At 39.6% G+C, this 20457-nt stretch carries 21 protein-coding genes and 1 pseudogene; 16 read left to right on the forward strand and 6 right to left on the reverse strand.

Going from position 1 to position 20457, the window contains the following annotated elements; translation table 11 throughout:
• Window positions 1-257: 257 nt before the first annotated feature.
• Both J4861_RS06755 and J4861_RS06760 read right to left on the reverse strand, forming a co-directional pair.
• Window positions 258-1142: a carbon-nitrogen hydrolase gene (locus J4861_RS06755; RefSeq protein ID WP_211817361.1), complete on the reverse strand. Its 885-nt coding sequence runs from the start codon at window positions 1140-1142 to the stop codon at window positions 258-260.
• Window positions 1143-1229: 87 nt separating this feature from the next.
• The gene (locus J4861_RS06760) at window positions 1230-2297 is read right to left on the reverse strand and encodes an agmatine deiminase family protein (RefSeq protein ID WP_211817362.1); all 1068 of its coding nucleotides are present in this window, start codon (window positions 2295-2297) and stop codon (window positions 1230-1232) included.
• A gap of 950 nt (window positions 2298-3247) precedes the next feature.
• Between J4861_RS06760 and J4861_RS06765 the strand changes: the two genes are divergently transcribed.
• The 3 genes from J4861_RS06765 to J4861_RS06775 are packed head-to-tail and all read left to right on the forward strand — an operon-like array spanning window position 3248 to window position 4313.
• Window positions 3248-3526: a CD225/dispanin family protein gene (locus J4861_RS06765; RefSeq protein WP_211817363.1), complete on the forward strand. Its 279-nt coding sequence runs from the start codon at window positions 3248-3250 to the stop codon at window positions 3524-3526.
• Window positions 3527-3566: 40 nt separating this feature from the next.
• Entirely contained in the window at window positions 3567-3911 is a 345-nt protein-coding gene (locus J4861_RS13475; RefSeq protein ID WP_282958354.1) for a DUF2752 domain-containing protein, read from the forward strand.
• A 60-nt stretch (window positions 3912-3971) separates the two neighbouring features.
• A complete protein-coding gene (locus tag J4861_RS06775; protein ID WP_211817364.1) occupies window positions 3972-4313 on the forward strand; it encodes a TM2 domain-containing protein in 342 nt (113 codons plus the stop codon).
• Window positions 4314-4418: 105 nt separating this feature from the next.
• Here the strand turns inward: J4861_RS06775 and J4861_RS06780 are convergent, their stop codons facing one another.
• From J4861_RS06780 to J4861_RS06790, 3 genes are all read right to left on the reverse strand, one after another.
• On the reverse strand, window positions 4419-5165 hold the full coding sequence (locus J4861_RS06780; protein WP_211817365.1) for a peptidylprolyl isomerase: 747 nt from the start codon (window positions 5163-5165) through the stop codon (window positions 4419-4421).
• 87 nt (window positions 5166-5252) lie between these two features.
• Window positions 5253-6062 (reverse strand): DnaJ domain-containing protein, encoded by an 810-nt coding sequence (locus J4861_RS06785; RefSeq protein ID WP_211817366.1) that lies wholly within the window; start codon window positions 6060-6062, stop codon window positions 5253-5255.
• Between the two features lie 138 nt (window positions 6063-6200).
• The gene (locus tag J4861_RS06790) at window positions 6201-6650 is read right to left on the reverse strand and encodes a type I restriction enzyme HsdR N-terminal domain-containing protein (RefSeq protein WP_036863472.1); all 450 of its coding nucleotides are present in this window, start codon (window positions 6648-6650) and stop codon (window positions 6201-6203) included.
• Window positions 6651-6873: 223 nt separating this feature from the next.
• Between J4861_RS06790 and holA the strand changes: the two genes are divergently transcribed.
• The 5 genes from holA to J4861_RS06815 all read left to right on the forward strand — a co-directional run bounded on the left by holA (window position 6874) and on the right by J4861_RS06815 (window position 12228).
• Complete coding sequence (gene holA / locus J4861_RS06795; RefSeq protein WP_211817367.1) at window positions 6874-7899, forward strand: DNA polymerase III subunit delta; 1026 nt, start codon at window positions 6874-6876, stop codon at window positions 7897-7899.
• Between the two features lie 838 nt (window positions 7900-8737).
• Entirely contained in the window at window positions 8738-9208 is a 471-nt protein-coding gene (locus J4861_RS06800; protein ID WP_211817368.1) for a helix-turn-helix domain-containing protein, read from the forward strand.
• Between the two features lie 815 nt (window positions 9209-10023).
• The gene (locus J4861_RS06805) at window positions 10024-10800 is read left to right on the forward strand and encodes a dihydroorotate dehydrogenase electron transfer subunit (RefSeq protein ID WP_211817369.1); all 777 of its coding nucleotides are present in this window, start codon (window positions 10024-10026) and stop codon (window positions 10798-10800) included.
• A 117-nt stretch (window positions 10801-10917) separates the two neighbouring features.
• The gene (locus tag J4861_RS06810) at window positions 10918-11826 is read left to right on the forward strand and encodes a dihydroorotate dehydrogenase (protein WP_211817370.1); all 909 of its coding nucleotides are present in this window, start codon (window positions 10918-10920) and stop codon (window positions 11824-11826) included.
• Window positions 11827-11841: 15 nt separating this feature from the next.
• The gene (locus J4861_RS06815) at window positions 11842-12228 is read left to right on the forward strand and encodes a hypothetical protein (RefSeq protein ID WP_036886200.1); all 387 of its coding nucleotides are present in this window, start codon (window positions 11842-11844) and stop codon (window positions 12226-12228) included.
• Between the two features lie 378 nt (window positions 12229-12606).
• Here the strand turns inward: J4861_RS06815 and J4861_RS06820 are convergent.
• A pseudogene (locus J4861_RS06820) lies at window positions 12607-13014 on the reverse strand (transposase); the annotation flags it as partial.
• Window positions 13015-13772: 758 nt separating this feature from the next.
• Between J4861_RS06820 and ffh the strand changes: the two are divergent.
• The 8 genes from ffh (at window position 13773) to J4861_RS06860 (ending at window position 20457) form a co-directional block, all read left to right on the forward strand.
• Window positions 13773-15125: a signal recognition particle protein gene (ffh, locus tag J4861_RS06825; RefSeq protein ID WP_211817371.1), complete on the forward strand. Its 1353-nt coding sequence runs from the start codon at window positions 13773-13775 to the stop codon at window positions 15123-15125.
• Between the two features lie 32 nt (window positions 15126-15157).
• Window positions 15158-16042: a bifunctional methylenetetrahydrofolate dehydrogenase/methenyltetrahydrofolate cyclohydrolase FolD gene (gene folD, locus J4861_RS06830; protein WP_211817372.1), complete on the forward strand. Its 885-nt coding sequence runs from the start codon at window positions 15158-15160 to the stop codon at window positions 16040-16042.
• Window positions 16043-16222 (forward strand): tetratricopeptide repeat protein, encoded by a 180-nt coding sequence (locus tag J4861_RS06835; protein WP_004360124.1) that lies wholly within the window; start codon window positions 16043-16045, stop codon window positions 16220-16222.
• Between the two features lie 12 nt (window positions 16223-16234).
• The gene (locus tag J4861_RS06840) at window positions 16235-16468 is read left to right on the forward strand and encodes a 4Fe-4S dicluster domain-containing protein (protein WP_004360126.1); all 234 of its coding nucleotides are present in this window, start codon (window positions 16235-16237) and stop codon (window positions 16466-16468) included.
• A 2-nt stretch (window positions 16469-16470) separates the two neighbouring features.
• Window positions 16471-17556: a 3-methyl-2-oxobutanoate dehydrogenase subunit VorB gene (locus J4861_RS06845; RefSeq protein WP_211817373.1), complete on the forward strand. Its 1086-nt coding sequence runs from the start codon at window positions 16471-16473 to the stop codon at window positions 17554-17556.
• A gap of 18 nt (window positions 17557-17574) precedes the next feature.
• The gene (locus J4861_RS06850) at window positions 17575-18342 is read left to right on the forward strand and encodes a thiamine pyrophosphate-dependent enzyme (protein WP_004360138.1); all 768 of its coding nucleotides are present in this window, start codon (window positions 17575-17577) and stop codon (window positions 18340-18342) included.
• Window positions 18343-18371: 29 nt separating this feature from the next.
• Window positions 18372-18914 carry a 2-oxoacid:ferredoxin oxidoreductase subunit gamma family protein gene (locus J4861_RS06855; protein WP_004360144.1) on the forward strand — a complete coding sequence of 181 codons (543 nt, stop codon included), beginning with the start codon at window positions 18372-18374 and terminating at the stop codon, window positions 18912-18914.
• A 529-nt stretch (window positions 18915-19443) separates the two neighbouring features.
• On the forward strand, window positions 19444-20457 hold the full coding sequence (locus tag J4861_RS06860; protein WP_211816608.1) for an IS1595 family transposase: 1014 nt from the start codon (window positions 19444-19446) through the stop codon (window positions 20455-20457).

The following is a 20457-nucleotide window of genomic DNA, read 5'->3' on the forward strand; positions in this document are numbered from 1 at the left end:
TGTGGTGCTCATGGTCAACACCAATGGTGCGGATGGCATATTAAGTTCTAATATCTTATTGGATAGGCTCTATTTATTATCATATTCCGTATGGAAGGAGGTATGTTTAAGTCCTATCGAGCAGTAATCATTAATAAAGAGAGAATCTCTTATTCTGTTAGGACTCCCTTTTCCATTACTTCCCTTAGGTCAATGACCGTTGGTTTAGGAGAGGGGTAGGGGGGATTCCCCTCCTTTGGAGGGGTTAGGGGAGGTTTTTAGTCGATAAACCTTTTAGTTATTTCCCCATACTCATCAATTCTTCTGTCACGTAGGAAAGGCCACCAACGGCGTACATTCTCGCTATGGTCGAGGTTGATGCTGAGAATAACACTATCCTCATCGTTGTCACAAGCGCGATAGAGTAGTTCTCCCTGTGGTCCAGCAACAAAACTGCTTCCCCAGAACTGTATGCCTTGAGTTTGCTCACTTGGGTCAGGTTCGTGACCGACACGGTTTACAGCGATTACTGGTAAACTGTTGGCAACGGCATGACCTCGCATGACTGTTGTCCATGCCTCACGCTGACGCTGTTTTTCCTCGTCAGTATCACTACTTTCATAGCCAATAGCTGTAGGGTAGATAAGCATATCTGCACCTTGCAATGCCATAAGGCGGGCTGCTTCAGGATACCACTGATCCCAGCAAACAAGTACACCAAGACGTCCTACGCTTGTGTCAATTGGGTGGAATCCGAGATCGCCTGGTGTGAAGTAGAACTTCTCATAGTAAGCTGGATCATCTGGAATATGCATCTTACGATATTTACCAGCAATACTACCATCCTTCTCTATCACTACGGCAGTGTTATGATAAAGTCCTGGTGCACGTTTCTCAAAAAGTGATGTCACAATGACAATACCCAGTTCGCGTGCCAACTCACCATAAAAGCCAGTAGAGGGACCCGGTATCGTCTCAGCCAAGTCAAACTTGTTTACGTCCTCTGTCTGACAGAAGTAAAGTGAATTGTGCAGTTCTTGGAGGATAACAAGTTCCGCACCACGTTGTGCTAAGTTTGTAATCCCCTCAGCCAATCGCTCTATATTGTTTTTGATGTCCTCAACATTATGTTGTTGTAGGAAGCCTATCTTAAGTTCTCTCATAATAAAGGTGTTAGCCCTGTTTATGTTTATTGTTCTGTGTTCTTTTATTACTATTCCATCTTTTATCAACTCAAAAGATGGGTGGTTTTATCTGTTTAATGGTAGCTGCATCGTCAGACAGTGTATAGAACCATGCTGTCTGATAATAGTGCGGCTGTCAATACCTATGATTTCACGATCAGGGAAAGCCTCTTGAATTGTGTCCAAAGCTACTTTGTCCTTTTCGGGCTGGTTGTAGGTTGGGACAAGTACAGCTCCATTGATGATAAGGAAGTTTGCATGTGTTGCAGGCAAACGTTCGTCATCATCATAGATAGCATCAGGCATAGGGAGACGAAGTAGGCGGTAAGGCTCACCGTCCATTGTGCGGAGCTGTTTTAGCTGTTCCTCTAAGAGTCGGAAATCCTCATAATGCTCATCTTCCTTATCGTCACACCCTATATATAATAAGGTGTTATTAGGTGCGATACGTACGATAGTATCAATATGTCCGTCTGTATCATCGCCTGCTAACTGACCATAATCTAACCATATAACTCGCTCTACATTTGGGAAGAATAGGCGCAATTGTTTGTCTATATCCTCTTGTGTGAGAGGCTGATTACGATGTGGTGCTATCAGACAACTCGTTGTTGTAAAGAGTGTACGGTCTCCATCGCTCTCTATTGAACCACCCTCCAATACAAAATCCTTGTGGTTTTCTAATACTCCTTGGAGGAGTCCTGCCTCGTGAAGCTGACGGTTGATTCTATTATCCTTTTCTGCTCCAAACTTCTCACCCCATCCGTTGAAACAGCAGTCAAGTAGACGAAGGGACTGGGAACTATCCTTCGATGCTTTGTTTGCTATGAGCGAAATCGGTGCAACGTCTCGTGCCCAAGTGTCATTATTGTCACAAGTGAAGAGCGTTATACGTTTCATCTGTTCCTCTGTCAGCCTTTCTTTCAGTAAGGAACCTACCATTTCTGTATCACGTGCTGTGATAAGCAATGCTTCGTATCGGGTAATAGCATCTGCCATCTGGAGATAAACCTCAGTAATCTCCTCAAGATAAGGACGCCAGTCTGTATCTTCGTGTGGCCATATCAGTATAACTCCGCTTTGTGGTTCCCACTCTGCAGGTAATCGAAAGCTATGATTTTCCTTTGTGTTCATAGTGCAAAGATAAGAAAAGAAAATGTGATACTTGTCTTTCTGGCTTCTTTTTTATTATAATATATTCGTTTAGAGGATGTTGATATAAAGGCACGCATGGGTTGATATATGTCAAATAGCGGGATTGATACGTGTCAATCTTATTGACGCAGGTCAAAATTTAATGGAAAAACGATGTGAAAGTGTAGGTTTCCTTTGTTAGATTTTGGAAAGTGTACTAACTTTGCAAGCACAAAACAACACAAACGGCACCTCAATAGGATAACAAAGAGGTAGCCACTGAAAGGGCTTCAATCTTAATAGGAGCATAGGTAAAAGATTGTATAACTCAATAGAGGAAAGGAAACGTTATGAAAGAGAAAGTAAAGAATATGAGTGTTATGCGTAAGATGTTTCATTATATGACAAATGTCATCCGTGAATACAATATAGGTCGTGTAAACTGTTTGGCATAAATCAGAAACAGACTTATTCTTGCGCGATTCGCATGTAGTTAAGAAAGAATAATTGAGAGAATATAAAAAAGAATCGGGTTAGAGTCAATAGACTTTAATCCGATTATTGTTTATGGAAGTTTCTCGGTTTATTTGACTTTGTTTATGAACTTAGGGAAGAATGTATAAAGTTTTGTGATTGTTTTAACATGTTAAAGATTCCCTATTGTTTTTGCGGATAGATGAACTAATATAGGTTTACTCGCTTTTCTTGGTTTATTTGTAAATGTTATATTTGTTTAAAATGTAATGTTTTTGTTTGTGATAGAAAGAAAAGTTTTTCTTTAGCTTGTATATTTAATCTAAATTACTTAAATTTGTCCTCGGTTAAGTAATAGCTGAAAACAATAACCCGTTTGTGAAGAGGTGTCACTTAAGACTTCCCCACCATAGTAGCAACGTGGTTCAAATAATAAAACAAAAAAAATGCCATGGGGAGTCGGCTCAAAAAAAGTTATGGAAGAGATGAATACTCCTAAGCCAAATAACAATTTGGCTCTTGCGATTTTCACAACTGTTTGTTGCTGTTTGCCAGCAGGTATCTATGCAATCATTCGTGCAATGAAGGTGAACGAGTTCTACATGATGAAGCAATACGATGAAGCTGTTTTAGCTGCTAATGACGCTAAGAAGTGGAGTCTTATTGGTATTGTTGCAGGTGTGATTGGCACTATCCTTTACCTTGTTTGCTGTGGTGGTTTTGCTGCATTGAGCGCAATGACAGGAGCTAACTAAGCCCTTGAAACGTACTATAAAGAATATAGGTTGGCTCTGTTTGGTAGCCTTTCTATTAATTCTATATTATTTCTATAACCCTGTTACGACTTTATGGGCGTCTAAATGTCTCCTTAAGGGCGTAACAGGGTTTCAATGTCCTGGTTGTGGCATTCAACGTGCGTTGCATGCTTTATTGCAAGGGCGGTTTTCAGAAGCAATTCACTATAATTATTTTCTTCTATTTTCTGGACCATACATCTTATCATTTGGAGTACGCGCCTTACTTCCTAAAGGGAAGGCTAAGGACAGTCTCACAAAGGTAATAGAAGATAAGCGGCTTATATGGTTGTATATAATTCTCTTTTTCATTTGGTTTATTGTGAGAAATATCCTAAAGATATAGTGGATATGGGTTTGGGGAACATGTAAAGTTATATAAATTATTAAACCTAAGGTAATCATTATGGAATCAGATAAGGTGAATCATATATTGATGATGCTTTCATCAAAAATCCCTGCAGGAAGTATTCCGAGTGTTCGTACAAGATTAGAGAACACTGATATTAGTGAGTCAGAGATATTAGCTCTCCACTCTCAGATGAAAGATCCTTTGCTATCAATTCTTTTGTCAATATTTATCGGGACACTCGGTGTTGACCGTTTTTATATTGGTGATGTTGGTTTAGGTATTGGTAAGTTGTTGACAGCTGGTGGTTGTGGTATCTGGTGGCTTATAGATATCTTCTTGATAGTAGATGCTACTAAGCAAAAGAACTTGGAACTGTTGTCATACTATCTTCGCTAAGAAAGATTAAACCTGCTGGGTTAAATAAGATATCCTTGTATAGTTATTTCTTGCTGGAATAACTATACAAGGATGTTGTGCAATTTAATGTTTCATTATGTAGGCTTACAATAAGTCTACAGTTTCTATCTTAACATCTTCTGTTGGACGGTCGTTGCGGTCTGTATTGCAGTTTTGTATACGTTCAACGATATCAAGACCTTCCTCCACCTCGCCGAAGACGGTGTACTGATTATCGAGGAAAGGAGTACCACCAACATTAGTATAAACTTCTATTTGTTCTTCTGTAAAGGTAGGCTTACCTTGTTGCTTACAAATTGTTTTTGTTTGTTCTATCAGTTTGTCTTGTAGTTCTTGTAGTCCTACACGGTCACGATTACGTCTTAAATTCATTATCTCCTCGTGATGTTCTCTTGTAAGCTGATTGAATACCTGCTGCTCTTGTTGCATTGCCATCTGATGCTCCATTTGCTTCAGTTCTGCAGGCTTAAAGGTCTTTCCCCATACAATGTAAAACTGACTACCACTGCTTTCTCTCTCAGGGTTAACTTCATCACCAGTACGGGCTGCACTCAAGGCACCACGTTTGTGGAAGTATTGTGGATAAACAAACTCTGCAGGAATGGTATAGTCTGGTCCACCTGTACCTAACATCTTACCCTTCGGAGCATTCTTACTATCGGGTTCTCCACCTTGTATCATAAAATCCTTTATTACTCGGTGGAAGAGTGTACCATTGAAATACCCTTCCTTTGCGAGTTTTAGAAAGTTATCACGATGTTTTGGGGTCTCGTCATAAAGGCGAATAATGATATCACCTTCTGTTGTTTTTATTTTAAGTCTTGTTGCCATAGCACAATTTATGAATGTTTCTTAATAAAGATATTTGTTGTGAATTTATTAGCAATTACTTGTCAATTATAAACCTGTCCACTTCCCTCACAGTCCTCTTGCCTTATAGATTCTTTCTTTGGCATCGTTAATCTCCTGGAACTTCTTTTCAGCAGCCTTTCGGATATCGTCTCCAAGCGTAGAAACACGATCAGGATGATGTTTTAAAGCCATCTTGCGGTAAGCAGCCTTGACTTCATCATCAGTTGCTGATGGAGATATGCCTAACACCTTATAAGCATCTTCAATGTTGCTACTTGCTTTTGCTCCACTTTCTAAGTTGAGCATGGACTCAACGTCTTGCGCAGAAAGTCCAAGATATAAGGCAATCTCTTTTAGTGCAACAACTTCTTCTGGACTTACTATGCTATCTGCTTTTGCTATGATGACAAGGTAATTTAGTAATTGTAGTCGTTGACTATCACTCGTATGAAAACGTATCTCTGTGCAGCTCTTACGGATTGTTTCTTTAAATTGGTAAGGTCCTTGTTGCTTCTGTAAGTCAAATAACTTTAGCAGAATTGATTCTCCTTGGCTTACAGCCTGTTCACCGAAGTTATGACGAAGGAATTGGCGTACATATTCCATCTCAGAGTGCATTATCTTTCCATCGGCTTTTATAATGTAGGAGGAAAGGACAAGCATAGAGAATAAAAAGGAGTTGCGGTCTTCTTCAAACGGACGCGTGCCTCCAAAATGACTTTGCTCGCCATATCCGCTCTGTCTATTACCATCTCTATTATCGCCTGCAAATGCTTCGTCAAGCATTGTTCCTATACAATAGCCAACTAAACCACCCAGCATACTTCCGCTAAGTATCCAGCCTAATGCGCCACCAATCCATTTTCCTATTGCCATATCATCTTCTATTTATATGAAATAACACCTGTTTTTAGTTTCATACTGACCTATAGACAAAGATAGTGCCAAAGTATGTTGGCTTATTGATTGTAAAGATTAATTAGAAGGCTATATGAGGATTATACAACTGTATTATTAAATGTTTTGATAGTCTGGAATTGTCTCAAGGAAAGCGTATGTTTGATTCTCATAATCCATTTTACAGATATAAGTATCTAAGCCATTTGATACAATCAGATAATCAACATGGAGTAGGAGGTTGTAAACAGATATCTGTTCAAATACTTTCTGTGTTAATGGTATGGTTGGTGCTTTGTATTCAATAATCATTCTCGGACGAAGCTGATTATCGTAAAGCACACTATCAGCACGGACTTTCTTCTCGCCAACTTGTAGTGGAACCTCGTTAGCAAGTAGGGTAACAGGGTAGCTCTTGTGTTCGATGAGGTAATGAATAAAGTGCTGGCGCACCCATTCCTCTGGAGTGAGTGCTATATACTTCCTGCGGAGTACATCAAAAATCTGCTTTCGTCCGTTTACCTCTCTTACTCTAATCTGATAAGGAGGGAGGTTAAGCTGCATCATATCTAAATATCTTATATATAATAAGGTGTAAGGTGTATAGTGAAAGTCAAATGAAAATTTTGTTTTCTATCTCTTTTCTATTAACTTTGCATGAAAGACCATACTGCAAGATATAGGGAGGTATGTTTCCTAAGATAGTTTTCTATCAATATAGGACTTATAACCTCAGTATTCTTGCCTCTATATATGGTTTATCTTTTATGCAAAGTTAATAAAAAAGTAAATGCCAGCAAAGCAAGGACCAACATTTCAGAGTATTATGCAGGATCTGAAGAATAAGAAGTTTGCTCCCATCTATATGCTGATGGGGGAAGAGTCTTATTATATCGATCAGATTTCTGGCTATATAGCAGAGCATGTTCTTTCTCCAGAAGAACGAGATTTTAATCAGACTATCTGTTTTGGATCAGATGTTACAGCTGTACAGGTAGCTGATATGGCACGACGTTATCCTATGATGGCGGAGTATCAGGTGATAATAGTCAAAGAGGCGCAGAATATTCGTTCCTTGGAAGCATTGGAGAAGTATCTCAAAAATCCCGTAAAATCAACCATCCTTGTATGGTGTCATAAAAACGGGAAAATTGACGCACGTAAAAAAGCTGTAGGATTGGCACAGGCTGTCGGTGTCGTTTTTGAGAGTAAGAAGTTGCGCGACTATCAGCTACCTGATTTTATCCAAAGTTATTTGAAGGAGAGAAAAGTTAGTATCGACCCAAAGGCCTGTCAGATAATAGCTGATCATATTGGTGCGGATTTAAGTCGCCTCACTTCTGAGTTGGATAAGGTGCTTATCTCTCTTCCTGCAGATAATCTTCGTGTCACCCCAGAAGTTGTGGAGAAGGAGATAGGTGTCAGTAAAGACTTCAATGCATTTGAACTTAGAAATGCGGTTGTACAGAAGGATTGTTTTAAAGCAAATCAGATTGTGAAATATTTTGACAATAATCCAAAAGCTGGTTCTCTTTATTCTTTCCTTCCATTACTCTTTTCTTATTTCCAAAGTTTGATGATAGTTCATTATTCTCCTCGAAAAAATACGGAACAAGATATCGCCGCTGCTTTAGATTTGCGTAATACATGGGGAGCTAAAGATTTTGTAATAGGGCAAAAGAATTATTCTGCTCGTAAAACGATGGACATAATTTCTAAGATTCGAGACATCGATGGAAAGAGTAAAGGATTAGATAATCCTAATACTGGTACAGGAGATTTGATGAAAGAGCTAATTTTCTACATACTTCACTAAAAAATAGAAGGATTTTTGATGCTTTTGAAGCATAAAAATCTCCTGTTTTTACCAGAAATCATGATTTTTTAAGCTAAAAGGAGCACTCTGAAAAGGGTGCTTTTTTTATGTTTTCTATTGAGTAATAGAGTAGTTAGCTCATTTTACCCTCTTCATTTTTCGCGTATTTTTCGTCTTCTTTATCCTTATTCGTAAATACTTTAAGCACGCAAAAAATGGCACTTTTTCGTAATAACTGATTTATATTTTACATTCTTTTAGTTTTAGCTTTGTGAAATAAAAGATAACCACTTTTTGGTCTTTACATTTGTATATGTTGAATAATAAGGATAATTTTTATATTGAAAAATGCACATACAAAATTATATTTGCAAACTAAAATTAGAATATTTGTATTTACAAATTAATATGTATTTTTATACACCAAGCAGTTTTAATATATAATATATTGTTAATCAGTTTTTTATTATGATTTGTTGATATTTATATTAGCTTAAACTCTTGTTATTTCCTTCTTTGTTGCATATTTGCCTATTTTAGGTTTGTATATGGTAATAAAGGTTGTTTATAGCCAGTATTTTAGAGTTTTCTGCTTATTTATTCCTTTGATATCATATAGGTTTGTATATATCGTTTTGTAAATGTGTATCAGGATTGCACATATTTAGTTCTTTGCGTTTGTAAAATGTAAATATCAAAAGTTAGATATACAAATGAAATATCATTAGTTCATTATTTTGAGATTTAAAATATTATGTTTACCTTTGTAAAGTTATTAGAGAGGTGCCTAATCAGCTTAAAAACTCCTCTATTTGCTAACGAACGATAGAATTTGGATATGAAAGATCGAATCAGACAGCTTATGGAGAGTCAGCATATGACTCAACAAACTTTCTCAGATTTCATAGGAATCTCATCAGCATCTCTCAGTAGTATTTTTACTGGAAGAACTAAACCGACTCTAAATACGGTTGAAGCTATCAAGAGTAAGTTTACAAAGATTAATCTTGATTGGCTTCTGTATGGACAAGGACCTATGTTTAAGGATCAGGTTACTGAACCTAATTCTTCACCTGGAGAAGCCGAGATCGTATCTCCTGGAGTCTCTGAGGGTATGCTTGACTTTCCTTATCCTACTCCATCCTCACAGCCAGAGACGGAACAGATAAGCTCTCCATATAGTGATAATATGTACAAAAGTCCGTCTCGTACAGAGGTAAAATATATTAACAAATCGCAACGTCGTATCACAGAGATTCGTATCTTCTTTGATGACCAAACATGGGAGACTTTTGTTCCAAAGAAGTAAGTCTTTGGAATACGAAATTGATATTCAAAGAATAGCACTCGGAAGTTTGTAAACGTATTCGTTAACTTCCGAGTGCAAAGTTAGATTAGAATCTCCTTAAAACAATTTCTAAGTAGCGTACATTATTCTATAAGAATCTATGTAGCCCTTCTTATAGGTTTTTGTTTTAACCTTGATATATTTGTCTTTGCTATCAGTTAGGCGCTTATAGCCTCCAAATGTACTTAAAAAACACAATGCTCTTTCTCTTATTACTACTATTGGTTCTTATGTTTTTATCATGTTTATCCAGAGTTTTGAAGTGATAAGATAAGCTTTTTTAAGCGATTATATACAAATCTACTTTTAATTTAGTTTGCTGTCATTTTAACATTTAGTACAAACTCCTTATAAACTAATAAGTTAGAAGCTCTATTTGGATGACAGTAGTGACAGGAAAGTATAATTCGAGTAAATCGTTTATTGGAGGTGGACTATTTACATATACTTGATAAAGCTATTGAATAGTGTCTTATCTCTCTTTTCTTACTCTTCGAACTTTATTTTTGTGATAATCTTGTGTTTCATTCTCTTCAGTTGTAAAGTACTACATGTTTTTGGTTGCTTTTCTTCTCTCATAGCGCTACACTGTGATACAGATTGTTTTTTACAATATGAAGAAGTTATAAAACTCCTACGAATATTTAGACTCCACAGGATGTCTTTGCAAGTATGTTGCGGTAATTTGGTATGATTTCTTTCTGTTTTTTTCTTCAATCAGCCTATAATCGGGATATTTTATCTATATTTGCATAGTTTTAAAAAGCAAAGCAAAGATGAAGAAGTATGTCCTCGACTTGAAGGTATCTTCTGTGGAGCGTGTCAATGCAAGGAATGTCCTTATTAAGCTGACAGATGAGAAACCGCTTCCAGAGATGCTGCCTGGTCAGTTTGTAGAGGTGAGAGTGGACGGCTCACCTTCTACCTTTCTTCGCCGTCCTATTTCCATTAATTTCTTTGATAAAGAGCGTAATGAGTTGTGGCTGCTTGTTGCAACTGTAGGAGAAGGTACGCATACGCTTGCACGTCTACATGAAGGCGATATGTTAAATTGCGTGCTTCCTTTGGGTAATACGTTTGCACCTTTGGCAAGTCCGTCAGAAAGTGTATTGCTTGTAGGCGGTGGTGTTGGCGTTGCTCCGCTACTTTATTTCGGCAAGCAGATAAAGGAGGCTGGTGGTACACCTATCTTTTTGTTGGGAGCTCGTACAGCAGCCGACTTAGCAGAGGTATCGCTTTTCGAGAAGTATGGAAAGGTATGTATAACAACAGAGGATGGTTCTGCAGGTGAGAAAGGTTTTGTCACAAATCACTCTATCCTGTCCACAGAGCGTTTTGATCGTATTTCTACATGTGGTCCTAAGCCCATGATGATGGCAGTGGCACGTTATGCTCATAAGGTATCAATTCCTTGCGAAGCATCGTTAGAGAATATGATGGCATGTGGTGTTGGTGCTTGCCTGTGCTGTGTAGAGAAAACGACAGGGGGGAATCTCTGTGTTTGTACAGAGGGTCCAGTCTTCGATACACGTAGATTGATGTGGGGAGAATAAATCAGAAAAGAGTGGTTGAAGCTTAGTTTTCTTTTATTACACCTATTATATTAATAGTGCTAAATAGGAAGAGGAAGCATACAATCACATAGTTTTGTAAAAATAGATGATTATAATATGGCTGATTTAAGTGTAAAGATAAATGACTTACAGCTCAAGAATCCAGTAATGACAGCCAGTGGTACCTTTGGCTATGGTTTGGAGTTTGCTGATTTCGTACCATTGGAGGAAATTGGAGGTATTATCGTCAAGGGTACGACACTGGAACCACGTGAAGGAAATGACTATCCACGTATGGTAGAGACACCTCAGGGAATGCTTAACTGCGTAGGTTTGCAAAATAAGGGAGTAGATTACTTCATCAAACATATCTATCCTCAGATAAAAGATATCGACACGAATATGATTGTCAATGTCAGTGGTAATTCGCCCGAGACGTATGCAGAGACCGCAGAGAAACTTGACGCATTGGATGGGATTCCAGCTATCGAGGTGAATATCTCATGTCCTAACGTGAAAGAAGGTGGAATGTCGTTCGGTGTCACTTGCTCTGGAGCAGGTTCTATAGTGAAGGCTGTTCGCCAGCATTACCACAAGACCATGATTGTAAAGCTCTCTCCTAATGTCACCGATATAGCCAGTATAGCACGTGCTTGCGAAGATGAGGGTGCTGATTCAGTATCACTGATTAATACGTTGATGGGAATGGCGATTGATATAGAGCGTCGTCGTCCAAAGTTGAGTATCCGTACGGGCGGCTTGAGTGGCCCAGCTGTAAAGCCTGTAGCGGTCAGAATGGTCAATGATGTGGCAAAGGCTGTGAAGATACCAGTCATCGGTTTGGGTGGTATTTCTACTGCTGAAGATGCTATTGAGTTCCTTATGGCAGGCGCTACAGCAATCCAGATAGGAACTGCGAATTTCCTTGATCCACAGGTTACGATAAAGGTGCGTGATGGCATTAATGACTGGCTCGACCGTCATGGCTGTAAGTCTGTAACGGAAATCATCAACTGTCTTGTATAGACTTTTAAAGCAAGAATGGGTAAGAGAAAGTTTTATTTTTTCGACTTGGTTTACTTTGTTGGAGAGCGGTTACATCAGCTTTTCCCAGGGCGTCGTAGTATTGATGGAGTGTTACTAATACCTTTAGGGATTATGTTCCTTTTGGGGTATTGCTTAAATTTGCTGAATATCACACTGCTTCATTTTACTGGATGGAAAGAAAAAACTGTAATCAGTGTACCTATACTTTTATCGTATATCATTGTATATTATATATATCAGGTGCGAGGACATCATAGTCGTGTAATGACTCATTATCGGGGATCTATTTATGATAGTCCGCCTACGCTTTTGTTTGTTTTCTTTGCTTGGATGATTATTCCTAATATATTGTTATTGCTGCTCATAAATGTTGTAGAATAAACAAGGTTTTATGAATTCAGTATTTTGATTAATAGGGAAGTGCCGACATCGTTTTCCTCTTTTCAGAGAGTGATGTCGGCACTTCTTTTTTGTTTCCTGTTTGGAAAAATGTTTACATCTTTAAGGCTTCTTATCCTTCAATAAAGGCATATAAATAGTTGTTTTTAGCGCGCTTGTAACTGTTATTATATCAGTTAGTTATAAAGCTGTGCAAGAAAAGGTGCTTAGTAAGGGCTCAAAAGGGCGTTAGTAAGCCGCCAAAAGGGCACCTTTTGCAAGCTTATTGGGCGTCTTTTAGAAGCGAAAAGAGCATCAATAAAAATTGAGTTTATGAAAAATAATTCTGTGTTTTGATAAAAGTACTAACAAACCTTAAACACTTTCAAAGTATGCCTCATAGTCATCAGAGAGTGTATAGATGCTGTCCCTCTGCCCCATAATCTCTCCCAATTTCATCATCATCAACCATGCGGGAGAGTAATATTCGAGTTCAAGCTGATGCTGGATCTCCTTAGCCGACAGTACCTGCTTGATGGATGTCATCATGTGCGCAGTAGAGAACCAATCATACAGCGGTAGTTTGCTATGTTCCATAACGGTACCCTTTGTCAACGAGATTCTGTTGCCACAGTTCTCACATTGAAAGGATTTCCTTCCAGGCAGCCATTTATACTTTGTAGCTCCACACTTAGGACACACAACACCTATTTCCTCTCGAACAGCTCTAAGGTAGTTCTCGCAGCTATCCTCATCAGGGAACATCTGGAAGAAGTCTTTCAATAACATAGGTCTCATATTTGTGACAAATATAATTGATTTTCAGATTTTTACAATGGAGCTATATTGAAATTAACATACCTTAGTACTTTTATCAAAACACAGAAAAAAATAAGAACAAAGTGGAGTAAGGCTTAATCTCTCCTTGCACGAGGAGTGAATAGTTCTACCTTATTTATTAAGTCTTTTGAATGGATCTTCAGGATTTTGAAGTGATAAGGTTTTCCACTTAAGGTTAGGTTTTTAACAAAATGTCACACGGAGAAAAGGAGAGGACGGAGGATTATTAAAACAAAACAATGGAAGTCACGGAGGCACCGTCGGTGCACAGAGCGACGGAGCTTGTTTGCCAATACTATTAGCAATTTATATACAAAGCGTTTACCCCAAAATAGTTATCAAGAATCTGTACGCTATACCTCCGTCGCTCTTTGTGCCGTCGGCACCTCCGTGACATTGCGTTTACCTCCGTCCCCTCCGTGACTCCGTGTGCCTATTATATAAGACTTTTAGTTTAACACTCCATATTTCGGAAGAACCTCTTTTTTGTTATGTCTTACGTTCTCTCCTCGCTCTAAGTGAAAAAACAGGGGTTTAGCATGATTTGTTTTACATTTTTTTGCACAAAGTCTATTTATATGCGCATTATTATAAGGTGTGTGTTTTAAAATACATTAAAATAGGGGTCGTTCGCTTGCGGTATTATTTTCCTTTTTATTATCTTTGTAAGATAGAAATAAGAATATATAAGTTTACTTTTAAAAGCAATGTTTGAAAATTTAAGTGATCGTCTTGAACGCTCCTTTAAGATTCTCAAGGGAGAGGGAAAGATAACAGAGATAAATGTAGCAGAAACCCTGAAGGACGTGCGCAGAGCGCTTCTTGATGCCGATGTTAACTATAAAGTTGCAAAAACCTTTACTGATACCGTAAAGCAAAAGGCATTAGGTATGAATGTACTCACAGCCGTTAAGCCTGGACAACTCATGGTTAAGATTGTACATGATGAGTTGGCTGAGTTGATGGGTGGTGAGGCTGTTGGCCTGAATTTATCAGGTCGTCCTTCTATCATTCTTATGAGTGGTTTACAAGGTTCTGGTAAGACAACATTCTCTGGTAAACTGGCAAACATGCTCAAGACAAAGGAGCATAAGAATCCTTTGTTGGTTGCTTGTGACGTCTATCGTCCTGCAGCTATCGACCAGTTGAAGGTTGTTGGTGAACAGGTAGGTGTAGCTGTCTATAGCGAGCCTGAGAACAAGAATGTGAATGAGATTGCTGATCACGCACTTGCTGAGGCAAAGGCAAAGGGGCACGATGTTGTCATCATCGATACCGCTGGTCGTCTGGCTGTTGATGAGGAGATGATGAACGAGATTGAGAGTCTCAAGAATCATGTTCATCCTGATGAGACACTGTTTGTTGTTGACTCAATGACAGGTCAGGACGCAGTGAATACAGCCAAGGAGTTCAATGATCGTTTGGATTTCAATGGTGTTGTTCTCACAAAACTTGATGGTGATACACGTGGTGGTGCGGCATTGTCTATCCGTACAGTCGTTACAAAGCCTATTAAATTCATTGGTACGGGCGAGAAGATGGAGGCTATTGATGTGTTCCATCCAGGTCGTATGGCAGACCGTATCTTGGGTATGGGTGACGTTGTTTCGCTTGTTGAGCGTGCACAGGAGCAATTCGACGAGGAAGAAGCAAAGCGTCTGCAGAAGAAGATTCAGAAGAACCAGTTTGATTTCAACGATTTTTATAATCAGATACAGCAAATCAAGAAGATGGGTAACTTAAAGGACCTCGCTTCTATGATTCCTGGAGTAGGCAAGGCTATCCGTGATGTCGATATTGACGATAATGCTTTCAAGGGTATTGAGGCAATTATCCAGAGTATGACACCAAAGGAACGCACGAATCCAGAACTGCTCAATAACTCTCGTCGTCAGCGCATTGCTAAGGGTTCTGGTACCAATATACAAGAGGTAAACCGACTCATTAAGCAGTTTGACCAGACTCGTAAAATGATGAAGATGGTTACTGGCTCGAAGATGGCTGGTATGATGAGCAAGATGAAGGGTATGCCAGGAATGCCAAATATGCCGAAGATATAAAAGACACATATTTATCAAATAATATCATTACTATGGAATATCAGTTAATAGACGGAAAGGCAACTGCAACCGCAATAAAGCAGGAGATTGCCGAAGAAGTGAAGGCGATTGTTGCCGCAGGTGGTAAACAACCTCATTTAGCTGCCGTTTTGGTGGGACATGATGGGGGAAGTGAAACCTATGTTAAGAATAAGGTAATTGCTTGTGAGCAATGTGGATTCAAGTCTACGCTCATTCGTTTTGAGGCTGATGTGACAGAAGAAGAGCTTTTGGCTTGTGTGGATAAGCTGAATAAGGATGAAGACGTTGATGGCTTCATTGTTCAGCTTCCTTTGCCAAAGCATATCGATGAGCAGAAGATTATTATGGCTGTTGACTATCGCAAGGACGTGGATGGTTTCCATCCTATCAATGTGGGTCGTATGGCTATTGGTCTTCCTTGCTTTATCTCTGCTACGCCATTGGGTATTCTTACCTTATTGCAGCATTATCATATTGAGACTTCTGGTAAGAAGTGTGTTATCTTAGGTCGTAGCAATATTGTTGGTAAGCCTATGGCACAGTTGATGATGCAAAAACAGTATGGCGATTCAACTGTAACCGTGTGTCACTCTCGTTCAAAGGATTTGAAGAAAGAGTGTCAGGAGGCAGATATCATTATCGCTGCTATTGGCAGACCAGAGTTTGTAACAGCTGATATGGTGAAGCCAGGTGCAGTGGTTATTGACGTCGGTACGACACGTGTTGAAGACAAGGCACGTAAGAGTGGCTTCAGACTATGTGGTGACGTGAAATTTGATGAGGTTGCTCCTCTCTGCTCTTTCATTACGCCTGTCCCAGGTGGTGTTGGTCCAATGACCATCTGTTTACTGATGAAAAATACACTTGCAGCAGGCAAGAAAGAATATTATAAGTAGATGACAGCAGAAGAATATTTCCAACGAGGTAATGAGTGCCGACAGAGAGGCGACTGGCAAGAGGCCTTAGCTAATTATATGGAGGCTATCGAGTTGGACCCTAATTCTCCAGCAGTAATCGCAAAAGAGATGGTGGAGAATATTCTCAACTTCTATAACAAGGATGCGTATAATCCTTAAAATACAAAAACTATGAGCAAGATGAAAGGTGCCATTGTAGTAAACACAGATCGATGCAAAGGATGCCAGTTGTGTATCGTTGCGTGTCCGAAAGATGTTATTGCATTGGCTCAGAAAAAGGTAAATGTCCACGGCTATCCGTATACAGAGTCTGCACGACCAGATGATTGTATTGGTTGTGCTGCTTGTGCTACGGTTTGTCCTGATGGCTGTATCACAGTCTATCGTAAAAAAGTGGAGGAATAATTATGGTAGAACAAGATGTAAAACTAATGAAGGGTAATGAGGCTATCGCTCATGCAGCTATATGCTGCGGTACCGATGGCTATTTCGGTTACCCTATCACTCCTCAGAGTGAGATAATTGAGACACTTGCAGCATTGAAGCCTTGGGAGACAACGGGTATGGTTGTTCTTCAGGCTGAGAGCGAGGTGGCTTCTATCAATATGATTTATGGTGGTGCTGGTGCTGGTAAGCGTGTGCTGACAAGTTCCTCATCACCTGGTGTAGCTTTGATGCAGGAGGGTATCAGCTATATGGCTGGTGCAGAACTCCCAGGCGTCTTCGTTAACGTTCAGCGTGGTGGTCCAGGTCTTGGAACTATCCAGCCAAGTCAGAGTGACTACTTCCAAGCAACACGTGGAGGTGGTAATGGCGATTACAATGTGATTGTATTGGCGCCAAATTCTGTACAGGAGATGGCTGACTTTGTTGACTTGGCTTTCGAGTTGGCATTCAAGTATCGTAATCCTGCAATGATACTTTCTGACGGTGTGATTGGTCAGATGATGGAGAAGGTTGTCCTTCCTCCACAGAAACCACGTCGTACAGAGGAGGAAATCCGTAAGGAGTGTCCTTGGGCTTCAATGGGTCGTACAGCTGATCGTAATCCTAATATCATTACCTCTTTGGAATTGAAGCCAGAGATAATGGAAGAAAGAAACCTCCACTTACAGGAGAAGTATCGTCAGATTCGTGAGAATGAGGTACGCTTTGAGACCCAGCAGTGCGAAGATGCAGATTATATTATCGTTAGTTTCGGTAGTGCTGCACGTATCGGAGAGAAGGCTGTTGAGTTAGCTCGTGAGGCAGGATTAAAGGTCGGTTTGTTCCGTCCAATCACTTTATGGCCTTTCCCAAGCAAGCAACTTGCAGAGCTGTGCATGGGTAAGAAGGGTGTATTGGTAAGCGAAATCAATGCTGGTCAGATGGTACAAGACGTGCGCTTGGCTATCAACGGAGCTTTACCAGTAGAACACTTTGGTCGCTTAGGTGGTATCGTTCCTGATCCTGAAGAGATTGTTAAGGCACTCAAGGAAAAGTTAGTAAAGTAAGAAGGGAGGACGTATATTATGGCAAATGATATCATTTCACCTGAGAATCTGGTGTATAAGAAGCCTACTTTGATGAACGATACGACAATGCACTATTGTCCGGGTTGTTCACATGGTGTGGTTCATAAATTAGTTGCAGAAGTAATCGAAGAGATGGGAATGAGTGATAAGGCGATTGGTGTATGCCCTGTTGGCTGTGCCGTGTTTGCTTATCGCTATCTTGATATCGACTGGCAGGAGGCTCCTCATGGTCGTGCTCCGGCTGTAGCAACGGGTATTAAGCGCCTTTGGGAAGACCGTTTGGTCTTCACTTATCAAGGTGATGGCGACCTTGCTTGTATTGGTACAGCAGAGACAATCCATGCTTTGAACCGTGGTGAGAATATTTCTATCATCTTTATTAATAACGCCATTTATGGTATGACAGGTGGACAGATGGCGCCTACAACGCTTATGGGTCAGAAGACAGCAACTTGTCCATACGGTCGTGAGCCAGAACTGCATGGCTATAATCTGAACATTACGGAGTTAGCAAGTCACTTGAAAGGAACCTGCTATGTAACTCGTCAGAGTGTTGACACCGTTGCTTCAATCAATAAAGCAAAGCGTGCTATTCGCAAAGCGTTTGAAGCAAGTATGCAAGGAAAGGGAAGCTCGTTAGTAGAGATTGTTGCAACCTGTAATAGTGGTTGGAAACTTACTCCTGTAAAAGCCAACGAGTGGATGCGCGAGAATATGTTCCCTGAATATGAAAAGGGAGATTTGAAAGACACTACAGGTCTTTAAGTCGTCTCCCATATAAATTAAGGTGTAATATGAAAAAAGAGATAATAATTAGTGGCTTCGGTGGTCAGGGCGTACTCTCTATGGGTAAGATTCTGGCATATTCGGGACTAATGGAAGATAAGGAGATAACATGGATGCCAGCTTATGGTCCAGAACAGCGTGGTGGTACAGCCAACGTTACTGTTATTATAAGCGATGACCGTATCTCTTCTCCTATTCTCAGCAAGTATGATGTAGCGATTGTTTTGAATCAGCCTTCATTGGATAAGTTCGAACCAAAGGTTAAGCCAGGCGGTTTACTTATCTATGATGGTTATGGAGTCTTCAATCCACCTACTCGTAAGGACATCACAGTCTATCGCATCAATGCAATGGATAAGGCTGCTGAGATGAAGAATGCAAAGGTGTTTAATATGATTGTCTTAGGTGGTCTGCTCAAGGTTTGTCCTGTTGTCAGCACCGATGGACTCAAGAAGGCGCTCTTCAAGAGTCTGCCAGAACGCCACCATAAACTCATTCCGCTGAATATGGAAGCAGTGGAGGAGGGTATGAAGATTATTGCTCAGCAGTAATCGAATTCGTACTACCGCAGAATCCTCTGTGGTAATGATGAAAGTGAACCTGATTTTTTATAACTCTCTAATTTGTTAAAGGGACCTAAGCAGTGATGCTACGGGTCCCTTTTTTCTTTGCTTATAGGTAATAGCATGTCATTCTAAATTGGTTCTATCCAGTGAATATCTTCCATAGTAAGTTAATCATAAGTCGCTTGCTATAATATAATGAAGTATAAAGATTCTCTTTGACTATATTTATGGTTCTTCCGTTAAATGCGTAGATTGTTAATAGAATGAGATTAATTCACATACATGGTATGATTGCCCCCAATTAGGTGGTTTTACAAGGGAGAATAAACTACATAATAAACGTAATTAGGTGCGATGTCTATTTGTCTTCTACAAACAACTTATTCCCTTATTAGTTGAGATTTGTAAACTATTTTTTCTGTGTTTTGATAAAAGTACTAAGATATGTTAATTTCAATATAGCTCCATTGTAAAAATCTGAAAATCAATTATATTTGTCACAAATATGAGACCTATGTTATTGAAAGACTTCTTCCAGATGTTCCCTGATGAGGATAGCTGCGAGAACTACCTTAGAGCTGTTCGAGAGGAGATAGGTGTTGTGTGTCCTAAGTGTGGAGCTACAAAGTATAAATGGCTGCCTGGAAGGAAATCCTTTCAATGTGAGAACTGTGGCAACAGAATCTCGTTGACAAAGGGTACCGTTATGGAACATAGCAAACTACCGCTGTATGATTGGTTCTTTACTGCGCACATGATGACGTCCATCAAGCAGGTACTGTCGGCTAAGGAGATCCAGCATCAGCTTGAACTCGAATATTACTCTCCCGCATGGTTGATGATGATGAAATTGCGAGAGATTATGGGGCAGAGGGACAGCATCTATACACTCTCTGACCAGATAGAGCTCGACTTGTCATATTTCTCAACTTCCTTCATTTCAGAGGAGTGCGGAGAAAAGGTCCTTAAGAGTAAGAAAACTCCTGTGTTGGTAATTGCACAGAGTAAAGATGCAGGTTCAATCCTAAACGAATACCTATCAGACAATACTGACACAGAACGATTTAACAAAGCCTCTAAACTTATGAAGCAAGCTAACAGAAGCAAAGTGAAGAAAGCTGTCCGTTATATCAAAATGTATGCATTGCCTGATAGTAAATACAAGACACTGGCGCCTTATGCTCAGAAGTCTGTGAATCAGGATTCAAAGATACATTCTGACGGAGGACATAATCTCATGGGGTTGAAGAAGACTCTGACAGGTCTTGTTCAGCATATTGAGACTGAGAGCACCCCTCACGAGGTTGTTACCAAAGTCTTGCCATGGGTTCACATCGTTACAGGAGAATGCCGTAGTGGTATTGATGCGATTCACAAAGAAATCGATGAGCATTTTCTCCAATTATACTTGAATGAGTATTGTTGGAAATTTAATCGTCGTTGGTTTAGGGATAGTAAAAAGCCAGAATATGACTTGTTCAGACATCTGATGAAGATAGCAGTACAATATAAATCCAGCATAAAATGA

It is taken from the genome of Prevotella melaninogenica (assembly GCF_018127925.1).
Taxonomy (GTDB): Bacteria; Bacteroidota; Bacteroidia; order Bacteroidales; family Bacteroidaceae; genus Prevotella; species Prevotella melaninogenica_C.